This is a genomic window from Methylobacterium guangdongense (assembly GCF_038442355.1).
GTDB lineage: Bacteria > Pseudomonadota > Alphaproteobacteria > Rhizobiales > Beijerinckiaceae > Methylobacterium > Methylobacterium guangdongense.
Genome location: NZ_JBBXMX010000012.1, coordinates 162,901 through 176,739, shown reverse-complemented (window position 1 = coordinate 176,739; position 13,839 = coordinate 162,901). Strand labels below are relative to the sequence as shown.

At 71.0% G+C, this 13,839-nt stretch carries 11 protein-coding genes; 1 reads left to right on the top strand and 10 read right to left on the bottom strand.

What is annotated here, in order from left to right; all coding sequences use genetic code 11:
• Positions 1–123: 123 nt before the first annotated feature.
• The 3 genes from AAHG09_RS21520 to AAHG09_RS21510 form a co-directional block, all read right to left on the bottom strand.
• On the bottom strand, positions 124–1,710 hold the full coding sequence (locus AAHG09_RS21520; protein ID WP_342109529.1) for an OpgD/OpgG family glucan biosynthesis protein: 1,587 nt from the start codon (positions 1,708–1,710) through the stop codon (positions 124–126).
• Positions 1,711–2,011: 301 nt separating this feature from the next.
• On the bottom strand, positions 2,012–2,677 hold the full coding sequence (locus AAHG09_RS21515; protein ID WP_342109528.1) for an SCO family protein: 666 nt from the start codon (positions 2,675–2,677) through the stop codon (positions 2,012–2,014).
• A gap of 352 nt (positions 2,678–3,029) precedes the next feature.
• Entirely contained in the window at positions 3,030–3,377 is a 348-nt protein-coding gene (locus AAHG09_RS21510) for an ArsR/SmtB family transcription factor (protein ID WP_342109526.1), read from the bottom strand.
• A 106-nt stretch (positions 3,378–3,483) separates the two neighbouring features.
• Here AAHG09_RS21510 and AAHG09_RS21505 point away from each other — a divergent pair, with 106 nt between their 5' ends.
• Complete coding sequence (locus tag AAHG09_RS21505; protein ID WP_342109525.1) at positions 3,484–4,230, top strand: glucose 1-dehydrogenase; 747 nt, start codon at positions 3,484–3,486, stop codon at positions 4,228–4,230.
• Between the two features lie 67 nt (positions 4,231–4,297).
• Here AAHG09_RS21505 and AAHG09_RS21500 read toward each other — a convergent pair whose 3' ends face one another.
• The 7 genes from AAHG09_RS21500 to AAHG09_RS21470 form a co-directional block, all read right to left on the bottom strand.
• A complete protein-coding gene (locus tag AAHG09_RS21500; protein ID WP_342109524.1) occupies positions 4,298–5,890 on the bottom strand; it encodes a putative bifunctional diguanylate cyclase/phosphodiesterase in 1,593 nt (530 codons plus the stop codon).
• 232 nt (positions 5,891–6,122) lie between these two features.
• On the bottom strand, positions 6,123–7,352 hold the full coding sequence (locus AAHG09_RS21495; protein WP_342109523.1) for an O-antigen ligase family protein: 1,230 nt from the start codon (positions 7,350–7,352) through the stop codon (positions 6,123–6,125).
• A gap of 93 nt (positions 7,353–7,445) precedes the next feature.
• Positions 7,446–8,969 (bottom strand): lipopolysaccharide biosynthesis protein, encoded by a 1,524-nt coding sequence (locus AAHG09_RS21490; RefSeq protein ID WP_342109522.1) that lies wholly within the window; start codon positions 8,967–8,969, stop codon positions 7,446–7,448.
• On the bottom strand, positions 8,966–10,189 hold the full coding sequence (locus AAHG09_RS21485; protein WP_342109541.1) for a glycosyltransferase family 4 protein: 1,224 nt from the start codon (positions 10,187–10,189) through the stop codon (positions 8,966–8,968). Before AAHG09_RS21485 ends, AAHG09_RS21490 begins: the two co-directional genes overlap by 4 nt.
• Before the next feature lie 110 nt (positions 10,190–10,299).
• Positions 10,300–11,547 carry a glycosyltransferase family 4 protein gene (locus AAHG09_RS21480; RefSeq protein ID WP_342109521.1) on the bottom strand — a complete coding sequence of 416 codons (1,248 nt, stop codon included), beginning with the start codon at positions 11,545–11,547 and terminating at the stop codon, positions 10,300–10,302.
• A complete protein-coding gene (locus AAHG09_RS21475; protein WP_342109520.1) occupies positions 11,528–12,664 on the bottom strand; it encodes a glycosyltransferase family 4 protein in 1,137 nt (378 codons plus the stop codon). Before AAHG09_RS21475 ends, AAHG09_RS21480 begins: the two co-directional genes overlap by 20 nt.
• A 39-nt stretch (positions 12,665–12,703) precedes the next feature.
• Positions 12,704–13,810, bottom strand: a complete 1,107-nt coding sequence (locus AAHG09_RS21470; RefSeq protein ID WP_342109540.1) for a glycosyltransferase — start codon at positions 13,808–13,810, stop codon at positions 12,704–12,706.
• Positions 13,811–13,839: the final 29 nt, after the last annotated feature.

Genomic DNA, 13,839 nt, shown 5'->3' with positions numbered 1-13,839 from the left:
CACGTAGCTGAACAGGTTGGCCGATCCCTCTTCACGCCCGCGCATCGCTCACACCCCACCGACGCCATCGACAGAGTGAATCATCCCCAAAGCCCAGTGGCCAGCGACTTTTGCAGCAGCCTGCTAGAGGACCGTGCCCGGCGCCTGCGGATCGTAGCGGTAGGCCCAGGTCTCGGAGAGCAGCCTGTCCCCCGCCTTCAGCTGGAGCCGCATCTCCACCGGCTCGGGTCCCTCGGCGTAGACCTTGAAGAAGACCCGCCAGGGGCTCGGCTTGCCGTAGGGCGCCCAGGTGTCGCCGACCTCCTCGGCGCTGCCCCGCGAGAGCGTCAGCGCGACGGTCGCCTTCTCGGGATCGAGACCCGCCAGGGCCGCGCCCTCGAATTCCAGCACGAATTGCCGCACGAGGTTGGCCCGGCCGGGGCGTCGGTCCGCCTCGGCGAGCCAGGAGGCCTTGGTCGCCCGCGTGGCGACGCAGCGGGCGAGATCGGTCGCCACCGGCTCCTGCACGGTCCAGCGCAGGCGATAGGCGAAGCTGCGCTCCTCCCCGGCCTTCGGCGGATCGGCCGGCACCCACAGCGCGCCGATATTGTCGTCGGTCTCCTGATGGGTCGGAATCTCGATCAACTGGACGCTGCCCTGCCCCCAATCGCCCTGGGGCTCGACCCAGATGTCGGGCCGGTTCTCCTCGAAACCGTCGTCGACGTAATGATCGAAGACCCGGTCGCGCTGGAGCAGGCCGAAGCCCTTGGGCGATCGGTCCGCGAAGGCGCTGACGCTGAGTTGGGGCGGGTTGTTGAGCGGGCGCCAGATCAGCTCGCTGGCTCCGGTCTGCATCAGCAGCCCGTCGGAATCGTGGACCTCGGGACGCCAGTCGCTGGCGGCGAACCGGCTGATCCCCTCCGAGTACCAGAGCATCGAGGTGAGCGGCGCCATGCCGAAGCGCTCGACGCTCCTGCGCATGTAGAGCGTGCAGGCGACGTCGATGACGACGTGCGGCGCCTTGCGGGCGACGAACCGGTAGGCGCCGGTCAGGCTCGGCCCCTCCAGCAGGGCGAGCACCGTGACCGCGCCCTCCACGGCCGGGCTGACGTAGAAGCGGGTGAAGACCGGGAACTCCTCCACCTTGCCGGGACTCGGCGCCGTGTCGATGGCGATGCCCCGGGCCGAGGCACCGTACTGCTCGCCGTCGCCGGCCGCCCGGAAATAGGAGGCGCCCAGGAAGGCCAGCCAGTCGCCGTCGTCCCCGGGCTGGCCGGCCGGGAACTTCTGGTAGCGGAATCCCGCAAATCCGGCGCCGTCCGGCACGTCCTTGGCGGGGTTGCCGGGCGGGTAGGTGAACAGGTCGTGACTGTAGAGCACCGGGCGGGCCTCCCCGCCTTCAAGCGCATAGATCTGCACCGGGTGCCGGAAGAAGTTGCCGAGGTGGAAGAAGGTCACCGGGTATGGGCTGTCGGCGTAGAGCGCCCGGGCGGGCGGATAGCGGATCTCCTGCAGCGGCCCGTACGTCAGGGCGTCGAGCGCCTTCGAGGCCGGGGCCTCCGGCGGCGGGGCGTAGGGCCGGTCGCGCAGGCTCCGGGCGAGGTCCTTCAACCGGTCGAGATCCATCGGCTCGGGCGGCCCCAGGCGCGGCCCGGCGGCGGCGCGCGCGGCCTTCGGGAATGGCGCGAGGGCGAGGAGCCCGAGGGCGGTCAGGACGCGACGCGTGATCAAGCGAGAGCCTCGGCGAATCGGCCAGCCCTCACGGCCGGCGGCGCCCTGTAGCCAGGGCGGCGCGGCGGCGCAATTTTCTTGGGATGCGGCCCGCAGCCTGTTCGACCATACCCTCCCGCCCTCGACCTCATCCTGAGGTGCGGCGCAGCCGCCTCGAAGGAGGGCTCCAGGGATTGCTGCGGTATCTGGAGGGCTCCTTCGCGGCCTCCGCTACGCTCCGGCGCCTCAGGATGAGGGAAGAGATTGGAATGCACCTTTCAATCGCGGGCACGTGCGCGAGGTCGCCTGGGCAGACGGGCTCTCAGCTCCGCGGCCCGCAGGTGCCGGTGGCGCCGTTCGTCGCCCAGAGCTCGGCCCCGCCGCCAGGGGCGCATTGGCCGGGCAGCGCCAGGGTGATCAGCTTGGAGAGGGTCCGGTCCTCGTCCTCGCCGTAGCCGATCTCCCCGACCATGCGGCCGGTCTTGTCGAACAGCGCGACGGTCGCCGAATGCTCCATCGTGTAGTCGCCGTCCTTCAGGGGCACGCGCCGGTAGGCGACGTGGTAGGCATCGGCCATGCGCGCGACCTGATCCGGCGTGCCCACGAAGGCGCGGATCCGGGGATCGAACGCCGCGAGGTAGTCGCGCAGCGAGTCCGGCGTGTCGCGCTCGGGGTCCAGGGTGACGAAGACCACGTTGAGCCGGTCCGCATCCTTGCCCATCCGGCCGAGCGCCCCCGAGAGGGTGGCCAGCGTCGTCGGGCAGACCTCCGGGCAATGCGTGAAGCCGAAGAACAGGGCGGTCGGCTTGCCGAGGAGATCGGCCTGGCTCACCGGACGTCCGTCGAGATCCACCATGGCGAAGGGGCCGCCGACCCGGCGCGGATGGCTGAAGCCCGAGCTCTGCTGCATCACGATCGCCCCGGTTCCGGCGGCGACCACGCCGATCAGGGCGGCGGAAGCGATGAGGGCGATCGGGCTCGGGGCCATGATGCTGTGATCCGCGACGGCGCGTCGATGCCCGACATATGGGGTTTCGGACGACCGGCGCGATGCCGCCCGGGGTCGCAACCGGGGAACACGCATAGGGGCGGCCGGTTGGCCGGTCGAGAGCGGACCTCGCGGCCGCGTCGGCCGCGCTCCCTTCCCCACCCTGCGCAGGATCCGCCGCCACGGCCCGGCGGATCCCCGTCGACCCGAAGGCCAGGGCAGACGATCCGCTGCGTGACGACGCGTCCCACGCCGTCACCGGCGACGTCGCCTGTCGCCGCCGCGTCCCCGTGACTGTCGTGCTCGTCGGCGCGCCCGGGGCGGGGGATCGCGGCCCCTTTGGCAGGTCGCGTTACGCCGACGGGCTCTCGTCGCGGTGAGACCGTGCATACGCGTTCATGATGCCGGTCAGGAGCCCGGGAAAGCGCGCCTCCACCTCCAGAACCCGCGAGTGATTGCGCAGTTCGGTCCCGTGGCGTTCGCTGCGGATCAGGCCGGCCTCGCGCAACACCTTGAAGTGGCTCGACAGCGAGGACTTCGGGATGACCCTGTCGCCGAGCGCGGCGACGGCCGAGCAGGCCTCGACGCACCCCTCGCGCGTGATCCGGGCGAAGATCGCCGCGCGTGACGGGTCGGACAAGGCGTGGAGGATCGCCGCCGGTTGGACGTCCTCGATCGCGGGATGGAACAGCGGCCTCATGTTTCGTCTCGACGGCGCTTGACTTGCGACTCCTTAGTTCCGAAATCCCGAACTATGGGATCAGGGCACTCAAGCTGAGGCCGGCCCATGGAGAAGGTTGGCGCACATGTCAAAGCTTGATGGGAAGGTTGCCGTCGTCACGGGTGCCTCGAAGGGGATCGGTGCGGCGATCGCCAAGACCTTGGCGAGGAACGGCGCGGCCGTCGTGGTCAACTATGCGTCGAGCCGGGCGGGCGCGGACGCCGTCGTCCAGGCGATCACCGCCGCCGGCGGAAAGGCCGTAGCCGTGGCGGGCGACGTCTCCAGGGCTTCGGAGGCCGATGCCCTGATCGCGGCCGCCGTCGAGCGGTTCGGCCGGCTCGACATCCTGGTCAACAATTCCGGCGTCTACGAATTCGCCGCGATCGGCGACGTGACCGAGGAACAGTACCGTCGTCTGTTCGACGTCAACGTGCTGGGCGTCCTCCTGGTGACGCGAGCGGCGTCGAAGCATCTCGGTGACGGTGGCAGTATCGTCAACATCTCGTCGGCCGTGACGAGCGTCAACATGCCGACTTCGGCGGTCTATACCGGGACGAAGGGCGCCGTGAATGCGATCTCCGGTGTCCTCGCCAACGAGCTGGCGCCGCGCCGGATCCGGGTCAACGTGGTCAGCCCCGGTTACGTGGTGACCGAGGGCACCCATGCGGCGGGCGTCACCGGCTCGGAGATGGAGACCGGCCTCGTTGCCCAGACGCCGCTCGGCCGCGCCGGACAGCCGGAGGACATCGCCGAGGTGGTGGCGTTCCTCGCCTCCGACGCGGCGCGCTGGGTGACCGGCGAGGTGATCTTCGCCAGCGGCGGCACGCGCTGAACCGGCGTCCGCGCCCCGGCTTTCGGATGCCGGGGGGTGCCCGACCGGGACGCGGTCGGGCGCCGGATCACGAGGCGCGCGCGAATGCCTTCTCGGGCAGAGGCATCGGCCGATAGGTCTCCGCACTCACCTTGAGCACGTCGTCCATCTCGGCCTTGGGCATGGCGCGGCCGAACAGGTAGCCCTGGCCGAAATGGCAGCCCTGGTCGGACAGCCAGTCGAGGCTGGCATCGGTCTCGATGCCCTCCGCCGTCGTGGTGAGGCCGAGGCTGGTGCCGAGCTTGATGATCGCGTCGACGAGCTTGGCGCGCTCATCGCTCATCGTGATGGCGTCGACGTAGCTCCGGTCGATCTTCAGCTTGTCGAACTTCAACTCGCGCAGGTGATAGAGGCTGGAATAGCCGGTGCCGAAATCATCGAGCGCGATGCGCACGCCGAGCTGCCGCAACGACAGGAGCGTCGCGCGCGTCGCTTCCAGATCCTGGATCAGGGCGCTCTCGGTGATCTCGACTTCGAGCCGCTGGGGCGGGAAGCCGGTCTCGGTCAGGATCGCCAGGATGCGCTGGGCCAGCCACGCGTCCTGGAACTGGTGCGGCGCGATGTTGACCGCCAGGATCAGGTGGGACGGCCAGGCCCGGGCGTCGAGGCAGGCGCGCCGGATCAAGTTGTAGCTGAGATCGGCGATCATCCCGGTCTCCTCAGCCACGGGGATGAACTCCGCGGGACCGATCAGGCCGCGCTCCGGGTGACGCCAGCGCGCCAGCACCTCGACGCCGACGATGTCCTTCTCGGGCAGCGAGACGACCGGCTGATAGAACGGCTCGATCGCCCCCGTCTCGATCGCGACCCGCAGCTCCGATTCCGTCCGGGCCCGGGCGCGCAGTTCCTCGTCCATGGTGCTGCGGAAGAAGCGGTAATTGCCGCGCCCCTCCTTCTTGCCCTGGTACATGGCGAGATCCGCCGCGTGCAGGACGGCGTCGGAATCGGCGTGCTCGGCCGCCACCACGGCGACGCCGACCGTCGCGCCGACCTTGAGGTCGTTCTGGTTCCACGAGACCGGCTCGGAGATCGAAGCGATCACCGCCTGGGCAAGGCGGGTCAGCCCCTCGCTGCCGTGCTCGACCGGGACCAGCATCGCGAACTCGTCACCGCCGAGCCGCGCCGCCACGCCGCCCGGGGGCAGGAGCTGCTGCAACCGCTCGGCCACGGCGCAGAGGACCGCGTTGCCGGCCGCGTGGCTGTAGAGGTCGTTGACCGGCTTGAACCGGTCGAGATCGATCAACAGGACCGCCGAGGACGGCTCGGTCCCGACCGTGGCATGCGCCCGCGTGACCGCGTCGATGAAGCGGCGCCGATTGGCCAGCCCCGTGAGCCCGTCGTGGCGGGCGATCGCCTCGGCCTGCGCGGCCGCCGCGTCGCGCTCCAGCATCAGGCGGCGCAGCAGGATCGATTTGCGCACCACCGCGCCGCACAGGGCCACGCCCATGCAGGCGGCCAGCATCAGCAGGTCGTTCAGCCGATAGGCGGAGATGAAGTCGCTTGCGGAATCGAAGGTCCCGAGGTTCACGCCGACGAACCAGATCCCGGCGCCGATGACCAGCAGGCACAGGGTCTCGTACAGCTCGCCCCGGCCCCACGCATTCGACGTTTCGCTCGGCATGTTATGCGTCCAATCCTTGACGCATAACTAGAGCATGGCAAATGCTAAAAGGCTGTGAATCCAATGCTCGCCAAGTCGTCTCCATAGTCACAGGCCAGCGCTGGTGTTCACGATAGCGTATGAATCGTGCCTCTGGACTGTCGCCGGTCGTCCGCCCGTCGACGCCTCACCCGTGGCGCGCACCCGTGCAGGATGCTCTGGATTACGGTCGATCCGTCAAACTTCGGGGCCTTCAGCGGCCGCGTCCCTCCAGTGGGGCTGCACCGGGCGATCGCGCGAGCGAGGCCAGAATGAATGCCATGAAGAACAGGAAGTATTGGTTGACCGAAAGTTCCTCGAACATCATCGACGGGATGAGGAACAGGGCGCTGTAGAACAGGAACGGGCCGAACCGCCCGGGTGCCGACAGGATCCGCACCAGCCCGGCGATCAGCAGCAGGGCGACCGCGACGCCGTTCTGTAGGGCGAGGGAGACGAAGCCGTTATGCGGCGTCACGAGGCCGGTCAGCGCCTTCAACTCCTCCCGGCGGGCGATCTCGCCGACGCCGAACGGGTAGGCCGCGACGAGACGCAGCGCCGTTACCCCTGAGAGGAACCGCTCGTCGAAATTCTCCGACACGTTGTGATCCTCGCCGAACCGCTTCTCGATCGCCTGCGCCAGCTTGTCGGGCAGCGGCAGTTCCCCCGTCAGCGACCATCCGACGAGGAGGATGCCGAGGACGCCCAGCACGCCCAGGACCATGGGGGTTTTCAGATTGCGCCGCATCAGCAGGGCGAACACGATGAGGGGCATGAACAGCCCGGCCCGGTTGTTGGTCAGCGGGAAGCTCGCCAGCAGGGCGACGAAATAGAGGACGTAAATGACCTTCAGCCGGTAGCGCAGGCTCAAGATCAGGGCCGCGACGCCGGCCAGGGCGAAGACGTGGCCGGTCTCGTTGCCGGAGGTCCAGAGGCCGCCCAGCTTGTCCTCCACGAACAGCTTCAACTCGTCGTCGAACGCGTCGTACGGGACCGCGAGGCCGAAGCGCTCCAGCGGCAGGCCGGAGGACGAGAGGAGCAGGACCGCCAGGGAGCCCAGCATGCCCGCCAGCAGCCCAGCGCAGAAGGCGTCCTCGACCCGCGTGTCCTCGAACAGGACCAGCAGGATGAAGGCCTGCACGGTGTAGAGCAGCAGCACCAGCGTCAGGTAGACGTCGCCCGCCTGCTTGTGCGCCTTTAGCACCATCGAGATCCCGACGAGGGCCAGGATTCCGGCAAGCGGCGCCGCGCTGCGCAGGGCCTCCGCGATGACGGCCCGACGCAGGCCCAGCAGGGGGATCAGGAGGAACGGCAGCAGGTCGGACAGGCGCTGGAACGGCAGCCCGAAACTCGACGTCAGCACGTTGAATTGCAGGCCGGCGCCGAGCAGGAAGACGGCCGCGCGCTGAGCCCCGGCGGAGACCGCCGGAGCTTCGGCACGCATCGGCATCGCCTGTCCCGCCATGAGTCCGATCCGTTCGAAGCGCGCCAATCCCCGCCGCCATCCTGGCCTACAAAGGTTGGCGGAGGGTGGAGATCAGGCGGTCCGGCGCAGGAAGAAGCCGAGGGCGCTGCGGACCGTATCGGCCATGAACACCTGCGCGAGGGCCGCATAGGCCAGCATGCCGACGCCCACCGCGGCGAACAGGCCGATCCGGTCGCCCAGGGCCGCGAGGAGCGGGTCCTGGATGAGCAGCACGAGGGCCGCCATCGCGCCGGAGCAGGCGGTGACGGGCAGGAGTGTCCGGACCAGCCGCCGGTTGCCGACCGGGACGATCCGGCCCGCCGCCGAGACGATGACCGGCGTGAACAGATAGGCCCGGGCCACGTGGCCGGCGACCAGCGCGACGAGGCCGAGCGGTGCCGTCACGACGGCCGCCACGGCGCCGAGGCCGAACTGGGCGCCGGCGAGCCGGAGCGCCGTGCCGTTGCGTCCAAGGGCGGTGAAGATCATCCACAGCATCGAGGTCGCGACGAATTCCGGGGCCAGCAGCGCCAGGATCCGCAGCACCGGGGCCGCCTCGTGCCACTGGTCGCCGAACAGGAACGGGATCAGGGTCGGTGCCACCGCCGCCATGCCGAAGAAGGCCGGCACCGCCACGAAGCACGAGGCCACCGTGAAGGTCTGGAAGGCGGCCGCCAGTTCCTCCGGCCGGTCCTGCAGCCGGGCATAGGTGGTCAGGCCGACGGTCGTGAGCGGGATCACCGCCACTTGGCTCACGAGGTCGATGCAGCGCCACGCGAGGCGCAGGTAGCCGATATCGGCGGCCGAGAGGAAATACGCGGCGATCACCTCTTGGCTGCGGATCGACAGGACGAGCAGCAGGTAGGTGCAGAACACCCGCGATCCGAAGGCGATCTGCGTCCGCGCCGCCGCGAGGTCGAGGCGGCGGGCCGGCACCCAGCGGGAGGCCGCCCAGGTGAGCAGCGTCGTGGCGGTGGCGGCGACGAGGCGCTGGACCACGAGGCTCCAGACGCCGTAGCCGGCATAGGCCATCGCCAGGGCGACCGCCCCGCCGACGAGGTTGGCGCCGAGCGCCCGGAGCGCCAGCTTGCGGAAGCCGAAGCTGCGCTGCAGCCGCGCCTCGTGGATCGCCCCGGCCGCCGTGATGACGAAGCAGAGCGAGAGCGCGCCGAGGACCGGGCGCAGCTCCGGCAGATCGAAGATCCAGGCGATCGGGCCGGCGGAGGCCGCCAGCGCCACCGCGCAGAGGATGCCCGTACCGAGCATCACCCAGAAGGCGGTGGCGGCGAAATCCTCGTCGAGGTCGGCCCGCTGCACCACGGCGTCTGGCAGGCCGCACCGGGCCACGATCTGCAGGATGTCGATGAAGACGGCGGCGATCGCCACCATCCCGAACTCGGCCGGGGCGATCAGCCGGGCGAGCACCAGGAACACGCCGAAGCTCAGGACGACGTTGCCCACGGAGGCGAGCGCCACCCAGCGGGCCGCCGCGAAGGAACGGCCGGTCACCTCCGCGCCCGACGGCGGACCCGGGACGATGTCGGAGGCGTCGGCCGCCGCGGCGGCCTCGGTGAGCGTCGGCGTGCCGGCGGTCACGAACGGGCCGCCCGACGCTCGGCCACGAGCTCGGCATAGAGATCGAGGTATTTTTCCGCGACGCGCTCCGAAGTGGATTCCCGGATCACGTGCTGGAAGCTGCGCTCGTCCGGCAGGTCGCCCCGGCCGCGGGCGATCACGGCCGACAGGCGCGCGGCGAGGTCGGCATCGTCGCCCGGGGTGAACAGCCAGTCGGCATTGTCCTCGCCGATCAGCTCGGGGATCCCGCCCGAGGCCGCGCCGATCACCGGCACGCCCATCGTGTAGGCCTCGTAGATCGTCCGCGGCGAGGGCTCGGCCCAGAACGAGGGGCAGACGAGGACGTCGATGTCGCTGAGGAAGTCGGCGGGCTTGGCCCAGCCGATGAACTCGATCGGCAGGCCGGCGGCCTGTGCCGTGAAGCGCGCGATCGAGTCGTCCATCGCGTGGCCGGCCACGAGGCAACGCCAATTGCCGGGGCCGATCCGCTTGAAGGCGTCGATCAGCGTGCCGACGCCCTTCTCGGTGTTGATCCGGCCGAGATAGCCGAAGGTCATCGGCTTGCCGGTCCGGTCGATCCGACGGCGGGCCTCGGGGTCACCCTCCGGGACCGTGCAGGAGTAGAAGATCACGCGACGGCGTTCCGGCGCGAGATGCGTGAACAGGCCGTGATTGACATGGGTCTTCAGGATTTCGGTGCCGACGCTGACGACCGCGTCCACCGCGCGGTTGGTGATCTGCTTGCCGGCATTCACCACCTTGCAGCCGAAGTGCCAGCGCTCGCAGGGCTTGCCGTTCTTGAACATCGCGGCGTTGCCGCAGATCAGGTCGTACTCGCAGACCGTGTGGACGATCGGGATGTTGCGCTTGGCCGCCTCGCGCCAGACCAGGGTCGAGACGTCGAGCAGCGAGTGCGTGTTGACGATGTCGGGCTTGAAGTCGTCGAGCACCCGGCCGAACTCGGCCGCGACGGCGAAATTCCACTGCTGCTTGAGCTTCGCCCAGGCGCGGCCGAAGCGGCTCGCCTTGGGCCAATCCTCCAGCCAGAAATCGTTGTGGTGGGCCATCCGGTAGACCGTGACGCCGCCGCGCACGCTCTTGGGCTCCGGCTCCCGGGCGATGCAGGCCGCCGCCACCGTATGGCCCGCCGCGACCAGCTCCTCGGCCAGGTGCTCCACCGAGCGCTCGGCGCCGCCCACGATGTAGGGCGGGTAGAGGGCGCTCAGATGGAGGATCCGCAGGGGGCCGGTCGCGGCGCGCAGGGCCGACGCGTCCGGCGCCCGGTCGCGGGGGGCCGTGGCGGAAGCCTCGGGCGGGACCCGGGCATAGGCGGGGGACAGGGTCTCGGTGATCATGGGCGGCACTCGCTGAGCTGGGGGTGCTCCGCGCGGGCGGGGAGCGGATCGGAACGAGCGGCGTCGCGGGTCGCCGCATAGAGGTCGAGGTAGGCGTTCGCCACGGCGGCGGGGTCGGTGCCGGCGCGGATCGCATCGGCGCGGGCGAGACCCTCCGCGAGGCGGCCGGGCTCGGCGATGATCCGCGCCATGGCGGCTGCCAGCGCGGCTTCATCCCCGGGCGGAACCAGCCAGGGGCCGGGCCCGATCTGCTCGCCGATGCCGCCGATGGCGGTGCCGATCACCGGGACGCCGCGGGCGTAGGCCTCCGCCACGGTGCGGCCGAAGGGCTCCGCCCAGACCGGCGGGACCACGAGGCAATCGATGCCGGCGAGGAAGGTGTCGCGCTCGGCAAAGCCCAGGAAGGAGACGGGCAGCTTCTCGGTCAGGGCGCGGTAGCGGTCGAGCCCCTCCACGGCCCGCCCGGCCACGGCGAGGCTCCAGCCCTGCGCCGGCAAGGCGCGGCAGGCCGCGAACAGGGTGTCGGCGCCCTTCGCGGCCTCGATCCGGCCGAGATAGCCGAACCGCACCGGCTCGCCCGGGGTCCGATTCCGCCGCGCGGTAGGGGCGCTCGCCGGGATCGGGTTCCAGATGACCCGGCGCAGGGACAGCGGCACCGCATCGAAGAAGCCGGCGGCGATATGCCGGTCGAGGAGATCCGTCCCCACGGCGGCGACGGCCAAGACCGCACGCTGGCAGCGCCGATGCGGTTCCGCATAGAGCCGGCACTTGAGGTGCTGGCCGGCGCAGGCCGTCCCGTGCCGGGTCATCGCCCCGTTGGTGCAGAGGCTGGTGAAGTCGTGGAGCGTGTGCACCACCGGCACGCCGAGCCTGGCCAGCATCGGCCAGAGCGCCGGCGGCAGCTCCGAGAGCGAATGCGTGTTCACGACGTCCGGCGCGAAATCGCGGACGGCGGCGGCCATCCGGACGAGGGTCTGCCGGTTCCACTGGGTCGCCAGCTTGTAGCGCAGGCGGTCGAGGCGCCCGTGCTCGGGCCAGTCGAGGATGTGGAACGGCGTGCCGTAGCCGGTTCGGTAGACCGTGACGCCGTCCTGCTGGACCGGCCCCGCCGCCTCGCGCGCCGCGCAGGCGACCGCGACGGCGTGGCCGAGCCCGGCCTGCGTGCGGGCCAGCGTCTCGACCATCAGCTCGGCGCCGCCGACCTGCTCGGGCGGGTAGAGCGAGCTAAGGTGCAGGATGCGCACGGGGCACCTCCTGCGCGGGTTGCGCGCGCGCGGCGTCGCGGAGCGCGTCGAGCATCAGGGCTTCGTAGCGCCGGGCGGTCTCGGCCCAATCGTAGCGGCGCACGTTGTCGTGCCCGCGCGCGATCAGCGCGGTGCGCAGACCCGGCTCGTCGAGCAGGCGGGTGAGGCAGGCGGCGAGTGCCCCGGCATCGGCGGGAGCGAAGGTCAGCGCGCCGGCGCCCGCGATCTCCGGCGTCGCCGACCGGTCCGAGCAGATCACCGGGCAGCCCAGCGCCTGCGCCTCCAGCACGGGCAGGCAGAACCCCTCCGAGAAGGACGGCACGCACAGGCACAGGGCGTTCCGGTAGAGCGCGGCGAGCCGGCCCTCGCTGATCCGGGACAGGCGCGTCAGGCGGACCGGCGCGTCGTCCAGCGCCGTGGCGATCGCCTCATCGGGATCCTCGCCCACGTGGACGATGCCGATCTCCGGTCGATCGAGGGCAGCCACGGCCCGGGCGAGCGTGGGAAAGTTCTTGTTGTACATGGCGTTGCCGACCGCCAGCACGAACGGTCCCGCGGGCAGGTCGGGCGCCGGATCGTACGCTTCCGGATCGAGCATCGCCGCCGAGGGGACGGCGTGGGTGCGGTTCCGGACGAAGGGGTAGAACCGGCACAGGTCGGTCTTCGTCGATTCGGAGACGGTGATCACCCGGGCGCTGTTGGCCAGGACGAAGCGGAAGATCGGATCGGTGGTCAGGGCTTCGCGCGAACGGCTCCGGCCGGGCATCGTGCGGAAGTAGAGGTCGTGCACGACGCTGACCCGCGCGCGCGCGCCGAAGGCCGCCCCGTAGGGGTCGGCGTTGAGCACGAGGTCGACGTTCAGCGCGCGGCACAGCTTCGGGACGGCGACGGCCTGCCGGACGACGTCGAACAGCATGATGCGCGGGCGCGGCACGGTGACGACCTCGACGCGGTCGCGGATCGCGGGCGGGAGCTGGTCGCGCGTCCAGGGCGAGCGCAGCACGACCGCGAAGGTGCCCCGGTCGAGCAGCCCGGCGATCACCCGGAAGGCCACGAGGGCGACGCCCGAGGGGCGGCCGCCGTACTGGGTCGGCATGTTCACGAGGACGCGCGGCATGGCGGCTCCGGCAACTCCGATCGCGGTGGGACGCGCCCGTCAGGCGCGGGCGGCGGTCTCGAGAATGAGGGCGGCGAGGGCCTGCTGCATGCCGGCCGCGCCGTAGTGAGCGAGCGCCCGCTCCCGGGCACGTTGAGTGCGCAGGGCGACGCCGTCCGGGTCGGCCAGCAGATCAGCGAGGGCCGCGGCGAGCCGGTCGGGCCGGCGCGGCGGCACGAGGGTGCCGAATGCACCGCCGTCGAGGATCTCCGCGGAGGCGCCCGCGTCTGTGGCGATCACCGGCACGCCGGCCAGCATCGCCTCCACCAGCGTCCGGCCGAAGGGCTCGGGATCGACGGAGGGATGCACCACCGCGTCGACCGCCTGCATCAGCCGGGGCACATCCGAGCGCTGGCCGAGGAACAGCACCCGCTCCGACAGGCCGAGGGCCGCCGCCCGGGCGCGCAGCTCCACCGCGTAGGCATCCTCGCCGAACAGGGCCGTGCCGACGACGATGCAGCGGACATCCGGGATCTGCGCCAGCGCCTCGATCACCACATCCTGCCCCTTCCAGGGGGCGAGGCGGCTGAACACGCCGATGAGCGGGCCGGCCGGAAGGCCGAGTTCCGCGCGCAGCTCCGAAGGCGACCGGGGATCGCGGTCGAGATCGAGCCCGTTCGGCACGACGGCGACGCGGGACGCGCGTCCGCCGGACCGGATGAAGGCGTCCGCGGCGGCCCGCGAGGGCACGACGACCCGGGCCGCGCACAGGTTGGCGAGCCGCGCCTGCACGATCCGTTGGGCGCGGCCGAAATGGGCGCCGTCGAGGATGTCGTGCAGGTGCCAGATGATCGGCCGGCCGACGAAGCGCGCGGGGAGCGCCGCGAGCAGGAACGCCTTCTGCGAGTTGGCGTAGACCACGTCGGAGGCGCGCGCCGCCCGGGCGATCTCCAGCGCGAGGCCGGCGAGGCGCCCGAGCTTCGGCAGCGCCTTCAGGACCGAGGCATCCCGGCGCAGGCCCGACAGGCCGGTGCCCCGCCGGGCGAGGCGGATCGCGAGGCCGGCACCGCGCAGGGCGTCGGCCAGCGCCCCGTCCTCGAACAGGAACGCCGTGGAGCCGGCCCAGGGACGCACCGCATCGCGCAGGACCAGCTCGGCCCCCGACATCGTTCCGGTGTGGGAGACGAACAGGACGC

What these genes read in the sequence shown, in the direction of transcription:
- AAHG09_RS21505 (WP_342109525.1), top strand. Translation starts at nt 3,484, where the DNA reads ATGTCAAAGCTTGATGGGAAGGTTGCCGTCGTCACGGGTGCCTCGAAG.
- AAHG09_RS21500 (WP_342109524.1), bottom strand. Translation starts at nt 5,890, where the DNA reads ATGCCGAGCGAAACGTCGAATGCGTGGGGCCGGGGCGAGCTGTACGAG.
- AAHG09_RS21475 (WP_342109520.1), bottom strand. Translation starts at nt 12,664, where the DNA reads ATGCCGCGCGTCCTCGTGAACATGCCGACCCAGTACGGCGGCCGCCCC.
- AAHG09_RS21515 (WP_342109528.1), bottom strand. Translation starts at nt 2,677, where the DNA reads ATGGCCCCGAGCCCGATCGCCCTCATCGCTTCCGCCGCCCTGATCGGC.
- AAHG09_RS21495 (WP_342109523.1), bottom strand. Translation starts at nt 7,352, where the DNA reads ATGCGTGCCGAAGCTCCGGCGGTCTCCGCCGGGGCTCAGCGCGCGGCC.
- AAHG09_RS21470 (WP_342109540.1), bottom strand. Translation starts at nt 13,810, where the DNA reads ATGTCGGGGGCCGAGCTGGTCCTGCGCGATGCGGTGCGTCCCTGGGCC.
- AAHG09_RS21510 (WP_342109526.1), bottom strand. Translation starts at nt 3,377, where the DNA reads ATGAGGCCGCTGTTCCATCCCGCGATCGAGGACGTCCAACCGGCGGCG.